The following is a 17,870-nucleotide window of genomic DNA, read 5'->3' as shown; positions in this document are numbered from 1 at the left end:
CGATAACTACAGTCGCCTCAGCTTGGTAATCATTCGATTACAACACGAAAGGACGACTCTCCATGTCGAGTCCCTCCCGCCCGTTCGCCCTCGTCGTCGCCGCGACATCGCTCCCGATGTTCATGGCGACGCTCGACAACCTCGTCATGACCAATGCCCTGCCCGTCCTGCATACCGAGCTCGGCGCGAGCGTCGAGCAGCTGCAGTGGTTCGTCAACGCGTACACGCTCGCATTCGCCTCGACGATCCTGCTGGCCGCCGCTCTCGGCGACCGGCTCGGCCGACGGTCGGTCTTCCTCGTCGGGATCGCGGTCTTCGGTATCGGATCGGTGCTTGCGGCCCTCAGCACAGACCCCACGCAGCTCATCGTCGCCAGAGCCGTCCAGGGCTTCGGCGGCGCGGGCGTGCTCCCCCTCTCCCTCGCCCTGCTCTCCGGTGGGGTGCCCCCGGAGCGCCGCCCGCTCGCCATCGGCATCTGGGGCGGGGTCTCCGGGCTCGGCGTCGCAGTGGGACCGCTCGTGGGCGGCGCCGTCATGGAGGGCTGGAACTGGCAGGCCATCTTCTGGCTGAACGTGCCCGTCGCCATCGTCGCGATCCCGCTCGCCCTCTCCGCGCTCCGCAACGACCGCGGCGAGCGCGCCCGCATCGACGTCGTCGGCACCCTCGTGTCGGGCGTGGGCGTGCTCGCTGTCGTCCACGCGATCGTCCGCGGCAACGACGACGGATGGGGCTCCGCATCCGTCGTGGCCGAGATCGCCGTCGCCGTCGCCCTCATCGTGTTCTTCCTCGTCTGGCAGTCGCGCGTGAAGGCTCCGCTCATGCCGCTCCGGCTCTATCGCGACCGTTCCTTCACCCTCACCAACGTCGTGGGCTTCGCGTTCAGCTTCGGCACGTTCGGGGCGGTCTTCCTCCTCATCCAGTACCTCCAGGTCGTGCAAGGCTCCTCTCCGCTCGAGGCGGCACTGCAGACGACGCCCTGGACGATCGCGCCGATGTTCGTGGCGCCGCTCGCGGGGGTGTTCTCGGGTCGCATCGGCACGAGGGCGCTCCTGGTCGCCGGACTCGCCTTCCAGGCGGCGGCCCTCGCGTGGATCGCCGCGATGCTCTCCACCTCGCTCGACTATCCCTCGCTCGTCGCCCCGTTCCTGCTCGCCGGAATCGGCATGGGACTCGTGTTCGCCCCGTCCGCGACGGCGCTGCTCGCCACCCTCGGGCTCGTCGATCACGCCAAGGCATCCGGGGTGAACTCCACGCTTCGCGAGATCGGGGTGGCGCTGGGCACCGCCGTCATGACCGCGATCTTCGTGGGCGCGGGCGGTCAGCTCCTGCCCGACGCCTATGTGGATGCGGCCCGCCCCGCGGTCTACGTCGGCGCCGCCGTGCTGGTCGCCGCCGCCGTCGCCGCGCTGTGGCTGCCGGCCGGACGCTCACCGCGCCCCCGCGCCGAGATCGCGCCCGCGTCCGCATCCGCTCGCGCTGAGGTCGGGGTCGGCGTCTGAACACGGACCGAACTCCTGCAGATCCCGCCCTCCCGGCATCCGGCCACGGCAATCAGGCGGTTCTGCAGGAGTTCGGTCGCGCCGTCACGCGGCGGCGGTGTCCTCCGGCGGTGGCGCGCCACCTTCTGTCGTGGAGCGCGAACGCGACAGGAGGCGGGTGAGCGGGCCGTCGACGAGGAACAGCAGGAAGGCGAGCGAGCCGGCCAGCGGGCTGAGGGCGACCACACCGGCCGAGATGATCAGGGCACTCAACGCCCCGCCGCCCTGCGCACGGGCTTCGCCGAGCGGAAGATCGGGCATCGACCGGTCGTGGGTGTGCATCGCCCACGCCCACTGCGCCCAGCTGCATCCGATGGCCAGGAAGAAGTTGATCGGGAGCAGCATGCGCCCGAGCACGAGATCGCTGAACTCGTTGTTGATCGTCGACGTGAACGGAACGAGCACGATGAAGAACAGGCGCGCCGCGTTGATCCACGTACCGAGCGTGTCGATGCGGGAGATGTGCTCGAACTGCTCGACGTGCGCCCGCCACATCAGGCTCAGGATGAGGAAGCTGACCAGGAAGGTGAGGAACGGCTGCGACATGCCGACAAGCGCCGCCCACAGGTCGGCATCGGAGCGCGCCCCGTCGAAGGTGCGAGCGGTGAGATCGAGCACCAGCAGCGTCGCCGCGATCGCGAACACGCCGTCGGTGTATGCCTCGAGCCGCCGCGTCGAGACAGTCGCCTCGGTGTGCTGACGTCGCCGGATCACGAGCGTCAGCGTAGCCCCGAGACGCGGAACGCCGCATCCGGTCGGGATGCGGCGTTCCGAGCGCGTTCGGTCAGCGCTTGTAGTTGGGGGCCTCGACCACGATCTGCACGTCGTGCGGGTGCGACTCCTTGAGCCCTGCCGGCGTGATCCGCACGAAGCGACCCTTCGCCTTGAGCTCCTCGACGGTGCGCGCACCGACGTAGAACATCGACTGCCGCAGGCCTCCCACCAGCTGGTAGGCCACGGCGGACAGCGGCCCGCGGTAGGCGACCTGCCCCTCGATGCCCTCGGGGATCAGCTTGTCGTCGTTCGGGACATCGGCCTGGAAGTAGCGGTCCTTGGAGTACGAGGTCTTCTTGCCGCGCGTCTGCAGCGCACCCAGCGAGCCCATGCCGCGGTACAGCTTGAACTGCTTGCCGCCCTGGAAGACGATCTCGCCCGGGGACTCGTCGGTGCCGGCGAGCAGCGAGCCCAGCATCACCGTGTCTGCGCCCGCGACGAGCGCCTTCGCGATGTCGCCCGAGTACTGCAGGCCGCCGTCGGCGATCACCGGCACGCCCGCCTCGCGGGCGGCCTGGAAGGCCTCCCAGATCGCCGTCACCTGCGGCACGCCGACCCCCGCGACGATACGAGTCGTGCAGATCGAGCCCGGGCCCACGCCCACCTTGACCGCATCCACGCCGGCGTCGATGAGCGCCTGCGCGCCCTCGCGCGTCGCGACGTTGCCGCCGATCACGTCGATGTCCGCGAAGGACGGGTCGGCCTTGATGCGACGGACCATGTCGATGACCCCGGCCGACTGCCCGTTGGCGGTGTCGACGACGAGCACGTCGACACCGGCGTCGCGCAGCGCCTCGGCACGCTCCCAGGCGTCGCCGAAGAAGCCGATGGCGGCGCCGACACGCAGGCGCCCCTGGTCGTCCTTCGTGGCGAGCGGATACTTCTCGCTCTTGTCGAAGTCCTTGATCGTGATGAGGCCGGCGAGCTTGCCCTCCTCGTCGATGAGAGGCAGCTTCTCCACCCGGTGCTTCGCGAACGCGGCAATCACATCGCCGGCGCTCACGCCGACGGGAGCGGTGATGAGGTTCTCACTCGTCATCACGTCGCGGACGTAGGTCGTGCGGCGCTCGAAGCCGGAGACGAAGCGCATGTCGCGGTTCGTGATGATCCCGACGAGGTGCCCTTCTTCATCGACGACGGGCAGACCCGAGATGCGGTACTGCGCGCAGAGGGCGTCGACCTCCTCGACCGTGGCATCCGGGGTGGTGGTGACCGGATCGGAGATCATGCCCGACTCGCTGCGCTTGACGCGGTCGACCATCGCGGCCTGATCAGCGATGGAGGCGTTGCGGTGCAGGATGCCGAGGCCTCCCTCGCGGGCGATCGCGATCGCCATGCGCGCCTCGGTGACGGTGTCCATCGCGGCGGAGATCAGCGGCGTCGCCACCGTGATGCGGCGGGTCACGCGCGATGACGTGTCGGCCTCGCTCGGGATGACATCGGTGTGCCCGGGAAGCAGCAGGATGTCGTCATAGGTCAGTCCGACGAAGCCGAACGGGTCGTGGTTTTCCATCGCGCTCTCCTCCCCCGCCGGCACTCGCGGATGCGGCGGGTCGCCTTAGACGTCAGACGCGGGAGCAGGCCTCGAACCCCGGCCGATCACGGCCAGAGCGAGGGTTTCCCGTCGTCTGTCGATTGTAAGCGGCCACGGATGCGGATTGTTCCCGCACCCGCCATCGCGCGCGCACGTCCACGCGTCGCGGCGCATCCACAGGGGCGAGCGACAGCCGGACGGCCGATTGCGGATTACGTAGGCTCAGACGGCACCCGGTGACGGAATCCGTCGACGAGGCGATCGTGGCCGGGGCGTGTCCTCGCTGAAACACGACCGACACAATACGCTCGTAGCGTCGTCGTCATTGCCGATGCCGACCGCATCCTGGGTGCGTGTCCCCGACTGGAGGTTCCGTGGTCTCCACCACTGCGACCGAGAGACGATCCCTACCCGGGATTCTTCTCCTCTTCGCCGCGCTCATCGTCGCGCTGCTGACCTTTATCCCCACCGCGGCCCACGCCGAGACCACCGATGACGAGAGCGCGATGCAGACCGAGGTCTGCGCCCCCAGCGCCACCGTCGGCTGCCTCTCCGGCACGCTGCGCGACGCCGGCAAGGGGGTCGTGGTCTCCGCCACCGGCCCCGGCGGCACCGTCTCGACCGAGACCGACGACGACGGCCGCTGGTCGCTGAGCGTCGAGCAGCCCGGCGAGTACTCGGTCACGGTCGACGCCGACACGCTGCCCGAGGGTGTCACTCTGAGAAGCGAGGAGCCGCAGGTTCGGACCGTGACGCTCGGCGCCAACACCGCCGCGCTCTTCTCGCTCGAGAGCTCCGGCGGCGACGCGGGCAACGGCGGCGGCTCCAGCGGCGCGAGCGCGGACACCGGGTTCAACTGGGACCGGCTCGCCCAGCAGGCGGCATCCGGCCTCCGACTCGGACTGCTCCTCGCGCTCGCAGCCGTGGGACTCTCTCTGATCTACGGCACGACCGGCATCTCGAACTTCGCGCACGGCGAGCTCGTGACCCTCGGCGGCCTCCTCGCGTTCGTGTTCGCGAACCTGCTGGGGCTCAACATCTGGCTCGCGGGCCTCATCGTCATCGTGCTGTGCGCCGCGTTCGGCTACACGCAGGACCTCGCGATCTGGAAACCGCTGCGCAAGAAGCGGCTCTCGCTGACGCAGCTCATGATCGTCACGATCGGTATGTCGCTGGCACTGCAGTACGTGTTCCAGTTCTTCATCGGCGCATCGACCGTGCGCATCGTCATGGCCAACCCGAAGCCGGTGCAGATCGGACCGGTCTCGCTCAGCCAGGACTCGCTGATCGCGATGGGCATCGCCGTCGTCGTCCTCGTCGCGGTGGGCCTCTTCCTGGTCAAGACCCGCGTCGGACGCGCGACCCGCGCCGTGAGCGACAACCCGGCGCTGGCCGCCGCATCCGGCATCAACGTCGACGGGGTGATCCGCCTGATCTGGACCGCATCCGCGGCGCTGGCGGGCCTCGCCGGCATCCTGCTCGGTCTCGTTCTGAACGGCATCAACTGGATGACGGGCATGCAGCTGCTGCTCCTGCTCTTCTCCGCGGTGACCCTCGGCGGTCTCGGAACCGCCTTCGGCGCCCTCTTCGGCGCCCTCATCATCGGCATGACGGTCGAGTTGACGAACATCTGGCTGCCGGGCGACTTCAAGTACGCGACCGCCCTGCTGCTGCTGATCCTGCTGCTGCTGGTGAGACCTCAAGGTCTGTTCGGTCGCAAGGAACGGGTGGGCTGACACATGGAATTCCTGAACCTGCTCACCCAGATGGCGGCAAGCGCCATCTCGCCCGCGACGGCAGCCTTCGCCATCGCCGCCATCGGCCTGAACATCCACTTCGGCTACACGGGACTGCTCAACATGGGCCAGGCCGGCTTCATGCTGCTCGGCGCCTACGGCTTCGCCGTGTCGATCGGCGCGGGCCTCGGATTCTGGCCGTCGCTGCTGATCGCGATCATCGTGGTCGTCGTCTTCAGCCTCATCCTGGGTATCCCCACGCTGAAGTTGCGCGGCGACTACCTCGCCATCGTCACGATCTCGGCCGCCGAGATCGTGCGCATGGTCGGACGCTCCTCGATCATGGGCCCCCTCACCGGCGGCTCGAACGGTCTCCCCGGGGCGACCTACCGCGACCCGTTCAACGAGCTGTCGTTCCTGCCGGACGGTTCCACCACCATCCTCTGGTTCACGTACGAGAACAACGGCGTGAGCGGATGGTGGATCCGCCTCGTGGCCTGGGCGCTCGTGGCGGTCTTCCTCGTCCTGGTGTGGCTGCTCATGCGCAGCCCGTGGGGCCGTGTGCTCAAGGGCATCCGCGAGGACGAGGATGCGGTGCGCAGCCTCGGCAAGAGCGCCTACTCCTACAAGATGCAGGCACTGGTGCTCGGCGGCGTGCTCGGCGCCTTCGCCGGCATCATCTACGTCCTCCCGTCGTCCGTCCAGCCGGACGCGCTGGGACGCTCGACGACGTTCTTCATCTGGACCGCGCTCCTGCTGGGCGGCGCCGCGACCATCTTCGGCCCCGTGCTGGGCTCGATCCTGTTCTTCGCGGTGCGCATCTTCATCCAGGGCATCACCGACATCGTCGTGCCCGACTCGATCATGTCCACCCAGCAGACCGATCAGTTCTCCTGGATCGTGATCGGCATCGCGCTGATGCTCCTGGTGATCTTCCGACCACAGGGCATCCTCGGCAGCAAGAAGGAGCTGAGCTTCAATGTCTGAGCCGATCACGGCGGCCCAGGCGGCCGCACAGGAGAGCCTGTCGCAGGTCGCGCAGGCGCCCGGCGCCTCCAAGCCCGACCCGATCCTCGTCGTCGACAACATCATCCGCCGCTTCGGCGGCATGACGGCCGTCGACGTCGACCACCTCGAGGTGCAGCGCGGCGCCATCACGGCCCTCATCGGCCCCAACGGCGCGGGCAAGACCACGTTCTTCAACCTCATCACCGGCTTCGACAAGCCGACGAGCGCGAAGCGCGCCTTCGGCGGCCCGCCTGCCGACAAGGCGGCCAGGTGGTCGTTCGACGGCCGGACGCTGGGCAGCACGGCCGCATCCAAGGTCGCCCGCAGCGGCATGGTGCGCACCTTCCAGCTCACGAAGGCGCTCTCGCGCATGACGGTGCTCGACAACATGCTGCTCGGCGCGCGAGACCAGCCCGGCGAGAACATGGCCGTCGCCCTCATCCCCGCGCTCTGGCGCAAGCGGGAGAAGGAGATCACCGAGAAGGCCATGGATCTCCTGCAGCGCTTCAAGCTCTACGAGAAGCGGGAAGACCTCGCGGGCTCCCTCTCGGGCGGACAGAAGAAGCTGCTCGAGATGGCACGCGCGCTCATGAGCGACCCGACGATGATCATGCTCGACGAGCCCATGGCGGGTGTGAACCCCGCGCTCACGCAGTCGCTGCTCGGCCACATCCAGGCCCTGCGCGACGACGGCACCACGGTGCTGTTCGTCGAGCACGACATGCACATGGTGCGTCACATCTCCGACTGGGTCGTCGTGATGGCGCAGGGCGCCATCGTCGCCGAGGGCCCGGCGGGCGAGGTCATGAACCAGCAGGCGGTCGTCGATGCGTACCTCGGTGCGCACCACGACACCGACCTCGGCGACGACTCGCTGCTGGACACCTCGGTCATCCAACAGCTCGAAGCCGAGGCGGAGGCCGCCGACGCGGCCGCCGAGCGGCAGATCGACGAGGCGCTCGGAAAGGAGCACCGTTCATGACGAACGCGACCGAACCGGTCCTCGTCGCGAAGGACCTGCACGCCGGCTACCTGCCGGGGGTCAACATCCTCAACGGCGTCAACATCGTCGCCCACCCGGGTGAGCTCATCGGCATCATCGGCCCCAACGGCGCCGGCAAGTCGACGTTCCTGAAGGCGGTGTTCGGCCAGGTCTCGATCCGCAGCGGCTCCGTCACGCTGAAGGGGACCGACATCACCGGCTGGAAGCCCAACAAGCTGGTCTCGACCGGCGTGGGCTTCGTGCCGCAGACGAACAACGTGTTCCCCTCGCTGACGATCGAGGAGAACCTGCAGATGGGCATCTACCAGAAGCCGCGCAAGTTCCGGGAGCAGCTCGACAAGATCTTCGAGATCTTCCCGGTGCTCGCCGACCGTCGCGATCAGCGCGCGGGCTCTCTCTCGGGCGGTGAGCGCCAGTCCGTCGCGATGGCGCGCGCGCTCATGATGGACCCGTCGGTGCTGCTGCTCGACGAGCCCTCCGCGGGCCTGTCGCCCGTCCGCCAGGACGAGACCTTCATCCGCACCCGCCGCATCAACAAGGCGGGCGTGAGCGTGATCATGGTCGAGCAGAACGCGCGCCGATGCCTGCAGATCTGCGACCGCGCCTACGTGCTCGACCAGGGACGAGACGCCTATACGGGCACGGGACGCGAGCTCGCCAACGACCCGAAGGTCATCCAGCTCTACCTCGGCACGCTCGCAGCCGATGTGGATGCGGACAAGTCTGCCCCTGCATCCGCCGCTGCGCCGGTCGCGCCAGCCACCGCAGAGCCGGCTCCCGCGGGCACGGTGACGCCGGACGAGCAGGTTCCGACGTCGGTCACGGCCGGCTCGAGCGCAGCGGAGGACCTCCCGCCGGGGGCCGAGCCCATGTCGGACCCGGGCGTGGAGCCCGACGCCGGCAAGGCCTGAGGCCCCGCGCGGCGCCACACGCCGCCGGAACGCTCCGAAGGGGGCGGATGCACCCGCATCCGCCCCCTTCCCCCGTTCCGCCTCCCGCACCCGCATCCGCCCCATCGCCCCGTTCCCGCCTGTTCAAGGGACCCGAAACGGCCTCGAACACCCCGGCAACGACAACACGAGTCCCCCGAACACCAAACCCCTGTGCTCAAGAGACCCGAAGCGCGCCCCGAACGCCCCCGCAAGAGCAACACGAGTCCCTCCAACGCGCGGGCCCCGCACCGAAAGGCGAGCGAGAACGACGGGCGGACGGCGAGCGCGGAACGGGTCGGGACGGCGACGGGCGTGTCCGCCGCGTACGCACGAACGCCCCCGGGCGGACCCGGGGGCGTTCGTGGGGATGAGCAGTCAGATCAAGACTTGCCCTCGACAGCGCTCTGCCAGACGGGCTTGTTGTCACCGTCGAACTTGTAGATGCCGATGAAGGCGCTCGAGGGGTCGTTCTTGTCGTTGAACGGTCCCGTGCCGGCGACACCCGTGTAGTGGATGTCCTTACCGCCGGCGATGAGCTCCTTGCAGTCCGCGTACGTCGAGCACTCCTCGCCGCCCGTCGCACCCGACACGGCGGCCAGGTTCGCCTGGATGGTCGCGGAGTCGGTCGCGCCGCCCTTCAGGGCCGCAAGGGCCGAGAGGATGACGGCGTCGTACGATTCAGCCGAGTACGAATAGTCGTCCAGGGCCGAACCCTCGACCGACTCGTGCCACGCGGAGGCCTTCTTCTTGAAGTCCTCTGCGGGGTTGGCACCCGGGATCGTGCCCTGGGCGCCCTCGAGCGTTCCGGCCTCGAAGTCCTTCGAGAAGTCCGACGTGTTGCCGTCCGTGTAGTAGGTGCGGGACATGTCCCAGCCCTGCGAGACGAGCTCGGGGATGATCGCCTTGGTCTCATCGAACGCGATGATCACGATCGCGTCGGGGTTGGTGGCCAGAGCCGCCGTCACCTCGGACGAGAAGGTGGTCTGACCGGGAGGGAACTCCTGGCCCGCGCCCTTGGCGCCGTACGTGACCGATCCACCCGCGCCGGTGACCGTCTCCTCGATCACGTCGCGCAGGCCCGTGCCGTACGCGTCGTTGAAGACGAGGAACGCGATGTTCGCGTTGCCGTCGCTCGTGATGAGCTGACCCAGCGCGGAACCCTGCACCGTGTCCGGCGGAGCGGTGCGGAAGTAGAAGGGCGAGTACCCGGAGAGCGTCGCCGCCGTGTTCGCGGGCGAGATCTGCACGATCGGGCTCGCGCTCTTGGTGAGCTTGTCGACGACGTTCAGCGACACCGAGGAGGATGCGGCGCCGATCACGATCGAGACCTTCGCGTTGATGAGCTCGTCGGCCGATGCGGAGGAGACGGTCATGTCGTTGCTGTCACCGGAGTCGGTCCAGAACGTGCATGCCTTGTCGCCCGCGGCGACGATGTCGTCGACAGCCAGGCCGACACCGGCGATCTCGGGCGGGCCGAGGAATGCCAGGGTTCCCGTGGTGGGCAGCAGGGTGCCGACCTTGAGGATGTCAGCGCTCGTGGTGCCGTCGGCGCAGTTCTGCGCCGTGTAGTCGCCACCTGCGTCTGAGCTGCCGGAGGGCGCTGCTTCGCCCCCGCCGGCACACCCGACGAGCGCAAGCGCCGAGACGCCCGCGAGGGCGGTCGCGGCAAACCACGCCTTCTTGGAGTGAACCATGTGGTTCCGTCCTTTCACTCTTCAATGCGCGACCTGGACGCCGCGTTGCGCCAGAAGCTAGCCGCGCATTGTTACGAGTGTGTTGTAGGCGCGCGTCGCGCACAGTCCTCGCACTCTTTCGCGACGAAATCGTTATGAATCACGCCGCTTTTCGACGCATTACGTCAATTCGGCCACGTCGGACGGAGCGTTCTGCAATCCTGCGCCCTTGCGCGCTCGACGCGAGGCGACGATCGAATCCGCACTGAGCAGGATCAGAGCCGCCCACACGAGCGCGAAGCCCGCCCAGCGTCCTGCCGTCATCGGCTCGTCCAGCACCCACCATCCGATGAGGAACTGCAGCACCGGCGCGACGAACTGGACGATACCCAGCAGCGTCAACGGCGCCCGGCGCGCCCCTGCGGCGAACAGCAGCAGCGGAACGGCCGTCACGACCCCCGCCAGCGCCAGGGCCACCGTGGTGCCCACCCCGGCGGACGCGAAGCCCAGCCCGGTCGTCAGCGCCACCACGACCAGCTGCACGAGGGCGAGAGGGGTGAGCCAGAGCGACTCCAGGGTCAGCCCGCTGACCGCATCCACGGATGGGCCGATCTTCTTCTTCACGAGTCCGTAGAAGCCGAACGAGAACGCGAGGATGAGGGCGATCCACGGCATGGCGCCGTACCCGATCACGATCACGACGACCGCGGCGGTGGCGAGTCCGATCGCGACCCACTGCGTCGGACGCAGCCGCTCGCGAAGCACGAGCACGCCCAGCAGGACCGTGACGATCGGGTTGATGAAGTAGCCGAGGCTCGTCTCGATGACGTGGCCGCTGAGCGTGCCGATCAGATAGGTCTGCCAGTTGACGTAGATCAGGATGCCGGCGAGCACCGTGAGGGCGACGAGCCGACCCTGGCGCAGGATCGCAGCGAGACGTCGCCACGAGCGCGTCACCGCGATCAGGAGCGCGCAGAAGACGAGCGACAGCAGGATGCGCCACGCCACGATCTCGAACGCGCCCACGGGCGCGAGCAGCAGGAAGTACAGCGGCAGTACGCCCCACAACAGATATGCGGAGAAGGCGTACAGGCCGCCGGCGAGACCCTGCTCGGTGGGAGTGCGTGGATTCACCGACCCAGCCTAGAACCGTGGCGCGGGTGGGGGCGCGCCCGCAACGAACGAAGCCCCCGACCGAACGGCCGGGGGCTTCGAGCAGGCGATGTCAGCGAACGACGACCGCGAGCACGTCGCGCGCGGAGAGCACGAGGTACTCGTCAGCACCGAACTTGACCTCGGTGCCGCCGTACTTGCTGTAGATCACGCGGTCGCCGACGGCGACGTCGAGCGGAACACGGTTGCCGTTGTCGTCGATGCGGCCGGGGCCCACGGCCACGACCTCGCCCTCCTGGGGCTTCTCCTTGGCGGTGTCGGGGATGACCAGGCCACTAGCGGTGGTCTGCTCGGCCTCGACCTGCTGGATGACGATGCGGTCCTCGAGCGGCTTGATGGAAACCGACACGGTCTACCTCTTCTTTCTCGCTTCGTGAAACGGAAGACTCAGTTAGCACCCTCACACCGAGAGTGCTAATAGCAAGTCTAGAGGCGTCCTGGCACTCGTGCAACGCGAGTGCCAACACGACGTCGCACCTAGGCTGGAGCGATGGAGATGAGCGAGCTACGCGCCCTTCTCACCCCCGAGGGCCTGCGCCTGCTGGATGAGACGGGCCCGATCGAGTCGACGGCAGCGGTCGCCGCGGCCGTGAGCAGGCTCCGCGCCGCAGGACACGGGCCCGACCTCGTCTCGGCCGTCGTCGGTCAGGCGCGGCTCCGCTCCCGCGCCGCGGCGAAGTTCGGACCGTTCGCCGGGCGGATGCTCTTCACTCCCGCGGGCCTCGAGCAGGCCACGCGCCTCAGTGTGGCGGCCCGCCATGCCGGTCGATTCCGGGATGCGGGACGCCGCCGGATCGCGGATCTCGGATGCGGCATCGGCGGCGATGCCCTGGGGTTCGCAGCCCTCGGACTCGAGGTCACCGCCGTAGACGCCGACGAGCCGACCGCGGCGGTCGCCGCGTACAACCTGGCGCCTTTCGCCGACACGGTCACGGTCTCGCACGCCCGCGCGGAGGATGTCGACCTCACCGACCGGGATGCGGTATGGCTCGACCCCGCCAGGCGCCCGGTCGGCGGCGCTCACAACGATCGCCTGCGGGCCGACGAGTACAGCCCCGCGCTCAGCTGGGCATTCGAGGTCGCCGAGCGCATCCCGACCGGCATCAAGCTCGGTCCCGGCTTCGATCGCGGCAACATCCCCGACGATGTCGAGGCGCAGTGGATCAGTGTGGACGGATCCACGATCGAGCTCGTGATCTTCTCCCGGGAGCTCGCCCGCGAGGGCGTCCGGCGTGCAGCGCTCGTCGTCCGCGGCGACGAGGTGCACGAGCTCACGTCCGGCCACGACGCCGAGGACGTCGCCCCCCGCCCGCTCGGCGCGTTCCTGCACGAGCCCGACGGCGCCGTCATCCGCTCCCGCCTGATCGGCGACGTCGCCCGGTCGCTGGATGCGGGCACTCTGGACGAACACATCGCCTACCTCACCTCGGACCAGCCGGTCACGAGCCCGTTCGTGCAGAGCTTCCGCGTGCGCGAGCAGCTGCCCGCCGACGAGAAGAAGCTCGCCAAGGCGCTCCGTGAGCGCGGCATCGGCACGCTCGAGATCAAGAAACGCGGCGTCGACGTGGACCCGGCCACGCTGCGCACCCGACTCAAGCTCACAGGCGACGCGTCGGCCACGCTGCTGTTGACGCGGATCGGCGACAAGCGGACGGCGATCCTCGCGGACCGCGTCTGATCAGCCCTCGCCGACGGCCGCGCGTCGTCGGAACACGGTCGCCGCGCAGACGAACGCGGCGGCGGCTGCGATCACGATCCCGCCCGCCGCGACGACCGCCACCGCCCCCAGCAGCGCATTGCCTGCGAGGAACGCCGACACGGCGAGGAACACCGCGCTCGGCACCAGCATGCAGGCCAGAACCCCGGCCGTCACGACGACCACAGGGTTGATTCGTCCCCACTCGATCCCCATGTCTGCGAACCTATCAAGCCGGCTCGGATCGGGGAGCGCTCTCTCCGGGAATCAGCCGATCCATCCCGATTGGATGCCCGCGTACATGAGCCATCCCGCACTGTAGAGCAACGAGAGCGCACCGAGCGCGACCCCCCACGCCGCGATCGGGCGGCTCTCCACGCGCCCGCGCAACGACATGAGCCCGAGCACGACCGCGCCGATGCCGATCGGGAAGCCCCAGCCGACCACGATGGCGACGACCAGGGCGACCACCGCGAAACCGAGGGAGAGCGTCGCGAAGTTCGCGGGCGACGCCGCATCCGTCGTCGGCAGGGTCGCGGTCGTCGCCGGGAACTCCTCATGCTGCGCGACCTGCGCCCGCACATCCACGGGCGCCGTGGGCGGGCGCGTGAAGCCGCCGCGGTGCATGCCCGGGAGATCGGCGGCCGGCGTCGGCACGATGACGTCGTCCGAGGGCGACTCGACGCGCGCGACGACCGGCTCTTGCGGCGAGGGGTCCAAGGCCGCAGCGGCGGCCAGCAGCGGCTGAGCGGCCGCGTCGTCGGGCGGGAACGACGACGAGAGCCCCGCCGCCTCGTCCGGCGCGTCCTGCTCCCGCTCGCCGTTCACGGCTGCTCCGCGACCTGGATCTCGGTGACCGGCAACGTCGAGTCTGCGCCGAAACGGAGTGTCGACGGCGCACGCCCCGCGGAGATGAGCTCGGCGGCCAGCGCCGCGATCATCGCACCGTTGTCGGTGCACAGGCTCAGCGGCGGGATGCGGACGGCGACGCCGGCCGCGGTGCCGCGCTCCAGAGCCACGTCGCGCAACCGGCGGTTGGCGATCACGCCGCCTCCCAGCAGCAGCCGCGGCACGCCGTAGCGTTCGCACGCATCCAGCGCCTTCGTCACGAGCACGTCGACGACGGCCTCACGGAAGGATGCCGCGACGTCGGGCACGGAGGCGTCCGGCGTCTGCTCCAGGTAGCGGGCCACGGCCGTCTTCAGGCCCGAGAAGGAGAAGTCGTAACGATGCTCGGCCATGTCGGAGGCGCGGGAGAGTCCACGGGGGAAACGGATGGCGGTCGGATCGCCTTCGGCGGCGGCGCGGTCGATCTGCGGGCCTCCCGGGTAGGGCAGGCCCAGGATGCGGGCGACCTTGTCGAACGCCTCCCCCGCGGCGTCGTCGACGGTCTCGCCGAGCAGCTCCACATCGCTGGTGAGATCGCGCACGAGCAGCAGGGAGGTGTGCCCGCCGCTGACGAGCAGCGCGACGGTCGGGTACTCCAGGGGGGCCGCATCCGCATCGAGGATGTCGGCCGCGATGTGGCCGACGAGGTGGTTGACGGCGTAGAGCGGCTTGCCGAGACCCACGGCGAGCGCCTTCGCGGCCCCCACGCCCACCATGAGCGCGCCGGCGAGCCCCGGACCCGAGGTGACGGCGACCGCATCCAGGTCGTGAAGGCCGACTCCGGCCTCGGCGAGCGCCGCGTGGATCGCGGGCTGCAGCGCCTCCAAGTGAGCGCGTGCGGCGACCTCGGGAACGACGCCGCCGTAGCGGGCGTGCTCGTCCATCGAGCTGGCGATCGTGTTCGTCAGCAGCTCGCGGCCGCGGACGATACCGATTCCGGTCTCGTCGCAGCTTGTCTCGATGCCGAGCACGAGAGGTCCGCTCACGAGCACCATCCTCCGTTCACACCGGATGCCACCGCATCCTCGCCGCGGGCCGCTGCCCACGCCTGCACGTCCACGCGCATGACGATCGCGTCGACATCGTCGGGCTGGTAGTAGCGCGGACGCCGGCCGGCTTCCACGAACCCTTCCGAGGCGTACAACCCCCGGGCGACGGGGTTGTCGTCGCGCACGTCGAGGAACACCTCGCGCACGCGTCGTTCATGGGCCGTCGACAGGAGCGTGCGCAGCAGCGCGCGTCCGAATCCGCGTCCGCGGGCCGACTCGTCCAGAGCGATCGTCTGGACGTCGCCGTCGCGCGCTCCCGCGGGCGCGCGCAGCCCCGCGTAGCCGATCAGCCGACCGCCTTGCTCGAGCGCGACATAGTGCCCGTGCGGGGAGGCGAGCTCTTCGCGCATCATGGCGTCGCTCCACGCATCCGTGGGAAAGCTCGCCCGCTCCAGGCGCATGATCGCATCGAGATCGGCGGGCGTCGCCGGGCGGATCACGAGCTCACCCGCTTGGGAGCGTGGGGGCTGGTGACATCGGGCGATCGCAGGTACAGCGGCTCGTCCGCGGCGATCGTGCGGCCGGCGGCGACGGCCCGCGCGCCGCACAGCGCAAGCACCGTCGCGGGGATCGCACCCGCATCGATGCGCGCAGCGCCGAGCGCCGCGAGCCGGTCGTCCAGCTCGTCACGCGGGCTGAGGGCGGGGCCGGCGAGCCGCTCGGGCAGGCCGTCGTCGTCGAGACCGCGGTACACCGTGTACGCGAACTCCCGACGCCGCGCGTCGGTGACGACGGCGAACGTGCCGGCGTCGGCATCCTCTATCGCCGCGGCGAGGAGGACGCCCAGCGCGACGGCGTCGTGGCTGGCGACGGGCACCACCGGCACGCCCCGGGCGAGGGCGAACGCGCGCGCGGCGGCGATGCCGATCCGGAGTCCCGTGAAGGGACCGGGACCCATGCCTGCGACGACATGCGTGATGCGCGCGTCGTCGGCAGCGCCCAGCCCCGAGCCGTGCGCGGCCGTGGTGCGCGCGGTCTCCGTCACCGTGAGCAGCAGGTCGCCGATGACCTCGGCGTGGCCGAGCGGGTTGTCGCTGGAGACCTCGGCGCGCACGACGCCGTCGGGATCGATGACGGCGAGCGCCGTTCCGAGCGAGGTGTCGATGCCGAGGAACACCCCTCCAGGGTAATGCGGCAGCGCCGGGGTGCTCAGACCGTGTGGTGCGTGATCGTCACGAGACGCGGCGTCTCTGCATCCAGATCGTCGTTGTGACGCTGATACGTGCCGCAGGCGCTGTCGACCCCGCGACCGTCCCACTCGCGGTCGAGCTCGACCTCCCACCACGAGTCCGCGATCGCCTGGATGAGGCCGTGGCCCCATTCCACGACGACGACCGAGCCCGGCAGGTCGATGTCGAGGTCGTCGAGTTCGGCGGCTGAGCCCAACCGGTACGCGTCCACGTGAACCAGGGGGGCTCCGCCGGTGAGCGAGGGATGCGTGCGGGCAATCACGAACGTCGGGCTCTGGATCGGACCACGCACACCGAGACCGGCCGCGATCCCCCGCGTCAGAGTGGTCTTACCCGCTCCCAGCGCCCCCGTCAGCACCACGACGTCGCCCGCGTGCAGACGTTCCCCGATCTGCCGCCCCAGCTGCTCCATGTCCTGCGGCGAGACGATCTCCCGTTCGCCCAGCAACTCATCCATCGCCAGCTCACCGACCTCGTTCGTCATGCCGTGTGGAACACCGGCGGTGCCGGATTCATGCCCGCTCATGAGGCGATGTGGTGCCGCGGCACGCGCGCGCCGATCCGCGTGACGATCTCGTAGTTGATGGTGCCGGCGGCGACCGCCCAGTCGGTCGCGGAGGGCACGCCGAGGGTGGGATCGCCGAAGAGCACGACCTCGTCGCCGACCTGCACCTCGGCGTCGCCGACGTCGACGACGAACTGATCCATCGCGATGCGTCCGGCGACACGATGACGCTCGCCCGCAATGCGCACGGGCCCCGCGCCGGAGGCCTGGCGCGGCACCCCGTCTGCGTATCCCAACGGCACGAGCGCGAGCGTCGTGTCGCCGTCCGTGCGGTAGTCGTAGCCGTACGAGACGCCCTGCCCCGCGCCGACGCGCCTGACGGCCGCGACGGCGGCGCGCAGCGTCATGGCGGGGCGCAGACCCAGGTCGGCGGACGAACGGTCATCGAAGGGCGACAGGCCGTAGATGCCGATTCCGATGCGCACGCAGTTCAGGCGCGTCTCGGGCAGGGCGAGCGCCGCGTGGGTGGCGGCGATGTGCCGCAGGCGGGGAGTCAGCCCCGCGACGGATGCGGCGGCGACCGCCTCCTCGAAGCGTGCGAGCGCGGCCAGGTCGTCCTCGGCGGATGCGTTGGAGAGGTGGCTGAAGATGCCGATCACGCGCACCCGACCCAGCCGCTCCCACCGGGCGGCCTCCGCGAACAACGCGGCGTAATCGGCGGGCGAGGCGCCGTTGCGCCCCAGTCCGGTCTCGAGCTTGAGGTGCAGCACGGCGGGTCGATCACCGCTTCCGGCGGCGGCGGCCGCGTTCAGCTGATCGAGGTTCGAGATTCCCAGCTCGATGGCGCGCTCGACCGCTTCGCCGAAGGAGGCACCGGGGGCGTGCAGCCAGGCCAGGATGGGCGCATCGATCCCGGCGCGGCGCAGGGCCAGCGCCTCGGCGACGTCGGCGACACCGATGCGCGTCGCACCACCGGCCAGCGCCGCCGCTGCGGACCGCGCGGCTCCGTGTCCGTAGCCGTCGGCCTTGACGACGGCGATGACCTCGACACCCGTCAATCGCCGCAGATGATGCACATTGTCGGCGATCGCCTCGACATCGATGACCGCTTCTCGCATGACCCCGGTCGGCAGCGCACTCATGGGACCTCCCGTCGCCGCATCCACGGTAC

The 17,870-nt window shown here is 69.7% G+C and carries 17 protein-coding genes and 1 pseudogene; 6 read left to right on the top strand and 12 right to left on the bottom strand.

Annotation, left to right across the window (positions count from 1 at the left end; translation table 11 throughout):
• The first annotated feature begins 62 nt into the window (after window positions 1-62).
• Window positions 63-1,499, top strand: coding sequence for a DHA2 family efflux MFS transporter permease subunit (locus tag SK224_RS13890; RefSeq protein ID WP_320435257.1), 1,437 nt, complete (start codon window positions 63-65; stop codon window positions 1,497-1,499).
• An 84-nt stretch (window positions 1,500-1,583) separates the two neighbouring features.
• Here SK224_RS13890 and SK224_RS13885 read toward each other — a convergent pair whose 3' ends face one another.
• Window positions 1,584-2,252: a TMEM175 family protein gene (locus SK224_RS13885; protein WP_320435256.1), complete on the bottom strand. Its 669-nt coding sequence runs from the start codon at window positions 2,250-2,252 to the stop codon at window positions 1,584-1,586.
• Window positions 2,253-2,322: 70 nt separating this feature from the next.
• Window positions 2,323-3,825 (bottom strand): IMP dehydrogenase, encoded by a 1,503-nt coding sequence (gene guaB / locus SK224_RS13880; RefSeq protein ID WP_137416236.1) that lies wholly within the window; start codon window positions 3,823-3,825, stop codon window positions 2,323-2,325.
• Between the two features lie 395 nt (window positions 3,826-4,220).
• On the opposite strand from guaB, the gene SK224_RS13875 reads away from it, so the two are divergent.
• The 4 genes and pseudogenes from SK224_RS13875 to SK224_RS13860 form a co-directional block, all read left to right on the top strand.
• Window positions 4,221-5,582, top strand: coding sequence for a branched-chain amino acid ABC transporter permease (locus tag SK224_RS13875; protein ID WP_320435255.1), 1,362 nt, complete (start codon window positions 4,221-4,223; stop codon window positions 5,580-5,582).
• 3 nt (window positions 5,583-5,585) lie between these two features.
• Window positions 5,586-6,569, top strand: coding sequence for a branched-chain amino acid ABC transporter permease (locus tag SK224_RS13870; RefSeq protein ID WP_320435254.1), 984 nt, complete (start codon window positions 5,586-5,588; stop codon window positions 6,567-6,569).
• A complete protein-coding gene (locus tag SK224_RS13865) occupies window positions 6,562-7,572 on the top strand; it encodes an ABC transporter ATP-binding protein (RefSeq protein WP_320435253.1) in 1,011 nt (336 codons plus the stop codon). Before SK224_RS13870 ends, SK224_RS13865 begins: the two co-directional genes overlap by 8 nt.
• Window positions 7,569-8,318: pseudogene (locus tag SK224_RS13860) on the top strand (ABC transporter ATP-binding protein); the annotation flags it as partial. The gene SK224_RS13865 and the pseudogene SK224_RS13860, both read left to right, overlap by 4 nt.
• A 587-nt stretch (window positions 8,319-8,905) precedes the next feature.
• On the opposite strand, the gene SK224_RS13855 reads toward SK224_RS13860, so the two are convergent.
• The 3 genes from SK224_RS13855 to groES all read right to left on the bottom strand — a co-directional run bounded on the left by SK224_RS13855 (window position 8,906) and on the right by groES (window position 11,720).
• Window positions 8,906-10,219: an ABC transporter substrate-binding protein gene (locus SK224_RS13855; protein ID WP_320435252.1), complete on the bottom strand. Its 1,314-nt coding sequence runs from the start codon at window positions 10,217-10,219 to the stop codon at window positions 8,906-8,908.
• A gap of 159 nt (window positions 10,220-10,378) precedes the next feature.
• Window positions 10,379-11,332, bottom strand: coding sequence for an EamA family transporter RarD (gene rarD / locus SK224_RS13850; protein WP_320435251.1), 954 nt, complete (start codon window positions 11,330-11,332; stop codon window positions 10,379-10,381).
• A 91-nt stretch (window positions 11,333-11,423) separates the two neighbouring features.
• The gene (gene groES, locus SK224_RS13845; RefSeq protein WP_047543013.1) at window positions 11,424-11,720 is read right to left on the bottom strand and encodes a co-chaperone GroES; all 297 of its coding nucleotides are present in this window, start codon (window positions 11,718-11,720) and stop codon (window positions 11,424-11,426) included.
• A gap of 141 nt (window positions 11,721-11,861) precedes the next feature.
• On the opposite strand from groES, the gene SK224_RS13840 reads away from it, so the two are divergent.
• Window positions 11,862-13,049: a THUMP-like domain-containing protein gene (locus SK224_RS13840; RefSeq protein ID WP_320435250.1), complete on the top strand. Its 1,188-nt coding sequence runs from the start codon at window positions 11,862-11,864 to the stop codon at window positions 13,047-13,049.
• Here the strand turns inward: SK224_RS13840 and SK224_RS13835 are convergent, their stop codons facing one another.
• The 7 genes from SK224_RS13835 to alr are packed head-to-tail and all read right to left on the bottom strand — an operon-like array spanning window position 13,050 to window position 17,841.
• The gene (locus tag SK224_RS13835) at window positions 13,050-13,283 is read right to left on the bottom strand and encodes a hypothetical protein (RefSeq protein ID WP_320435249.1); all 234 of its coding nucleotides are present in this window, start codon (window positions 13,281-13,283) and stop codon (window positions 13,050-13,052) included.
• Between the two features lie 51 nt (window positions 13,284-13,334).
• Window positions 13,335-13,895 carry a hypothetical protein gene (locus SK224_RS13830; RefSeq protein ID WP_320435248.1) on the bottom strand — a complete coding sequence of 187 codons (561 nt, stop codon included), beginning with the start codon at window positions 13,893-13,895 and terminating at the stop codon, window positions 13,335-13,337.
• Window positions 13,892-14,950, bottom strand: coding sequence for a tRNA (adenosine(37)-N6)-threonylcarbamoyltransferase complex transferase subunit TsaD (gene tsaD, locus SK224_RS13825; protein ID WP_320435247.1), 1,059 nt, complete (start codon window positions 14,948-14,950; stop codon window positions 13,892-13,894). The genes SK224_RS13830 and tsaD overlap by 4 nt, the downstream gene beginning before the upstream one ends.
• A complete protein-coding gene (gene rimI / locus SK224_RS13820) occupies window positions 14,938-15,444 on the bottom strand; it encodes a ribosomal protein S18-alanine N-acetyltransferase (RefSeq protein WP_320435246.1) in 507 nt (168 codons plus the stop codon). The genes tsaD and rimI overlap by 13 nt, the downstream gene beginning before the upstream one ends.
• Window positions 15,441-16,121 carry a tRNA (adenosine(37)-N6)-threonylcarbamoyltransferase complex dimerization subunit type 1 TsaB gene (tsaB, locus tag SK224_RS13815; RefSeq protein WP_320435245.1) on the bottom strand — a complete coding sequence of 227 codons (681 nt, stop codon included), beginning with the start codon at window positions 16,119-16,121 and terminating at the stop codon, window positions 15,441-15,443. The genes rimI and tsaB overlap by 4 nt, the downstream gene beginning before the upstream one ends.
• A 32-nt stretch (window positions 16,122-16,153) precedes the next feature.
• On the bottom strand, window positions 16,154-16,678 hold the full coding sequence (tsaE, locus tag SK224_RS13810; protein WP_320435244.1) for a tRNA (adenosine(37)-N6)-threonylcarbamoyltransferase complex ATPase subunit type 1 TsaE: 525 nt from the start codon (window positions 16,676-16,678) through the stop codon (window positions 16,154-16,156).
• A 38-nt stretch (window positions 16,679-16,716) separates the two neighbouring features.
• Window positions 16,717-17,841: an alanine racemase gene (gene alr / locus SK224_RS13805; protein ID WP_320435243.1), complete on the bottom strand. Its 1,125-nt coding sequence runs from the start codon at window positions 17,839-17,841 to the stop codon at window positions 16,717-16,719.
• Between the last annotated feature and the right edge of the window lie 29 nt (window positions 17,842-17,870).

It is taken from the genome of Microbacterium sp. BG28 (assembly GCF_034044005.1).
Lineage (GTDB): Bacteria > Actinomycetota > Actinomycetes > Actinomycetales > Microbacteriaceae > Microbacterium.
The sequence above is the reverse complement of the archived record's forward strand: the minus strand, read 5'-3'. Positions and strand labels throughout refer to the sequence as shown.

What these genes read in the sequence shown, in the direction of transcription:
- SK224_RS13890 (WP_320435257.1), top strand. Translation starts at nt 63, where the DNA reads ATGTCGAGTCCCTCCCGCCCGTTCGCCCTCGTCGTCGCCGCGACATCG.
- guaB (WP_137416236.1), bottom strand. Translation starts at nt 3,825, where the DNA reads ATGGAAAACCACGACCCGTTCGGCTTCGTCGGACTGACCTATGACGAC.
- SK224_RS13870 (WP_320435254.1), top strand. Translation starts at nt 5,586, where the DNA reads ATGGAATTCCTGAACCTGCTCACCCAGATGGCGGCAAGCGCCATCTCG.
- alr (WP_320435243.1), bottom strand. Translation starts at nt 17,841, where the DNA reads ATGAGTGCGCTGCCGACCGGGGTCATGCGAGAAGCGGTCATCGATGTC.
- SK224_RS13835 (WP_320435249.1), bottom strand. Translation starts at nt 13,283, where the DNA reads ATGGGGATCGAGTGGGGACGAATCAACCCTGTGGTCGTCGTGACGGCC.
- SK224_RS13855 (WP_320435252.1), bottom strand. Translation starts at nt 10,219, where the DNA reads ATGGTTCACTCCAAGAAGGCGTGGTTTGCCGCGACCGCCCTCGCGGGC.
- SK224_RS13865 (WP_320435253.1), top strand. Translation starts at nt 6,562, where the DNA reads ATGTCTGAGCCGATCACGGCGGCCCAGGCGGCCGCACAGGAGAGCCTG.
- SK224_RS13840 (WP_320435250.1), top strand. Translation starts at nt 11,862, where the DNA reads ATGGAGATGAGCGAGCTACGCGCCCTTCTCACCCCCGAGGGCCTGCGC.
- tsaD (WP_320435247.1), bottom strand. Translation starts at nt 14,950, where the DNA reads ATGGTGCTCGTGAGCGGACCTCTCGTGCTCGGCATCGAGACAAGCTGC.
- tsaE (WP_320435244.1), bottom strand. Translation starts at nt 16,678, where the DNA reads ATGACGAACGAGGTCGGTGAGCTGGCGATGGATGAGTTGCTGGGCGAA.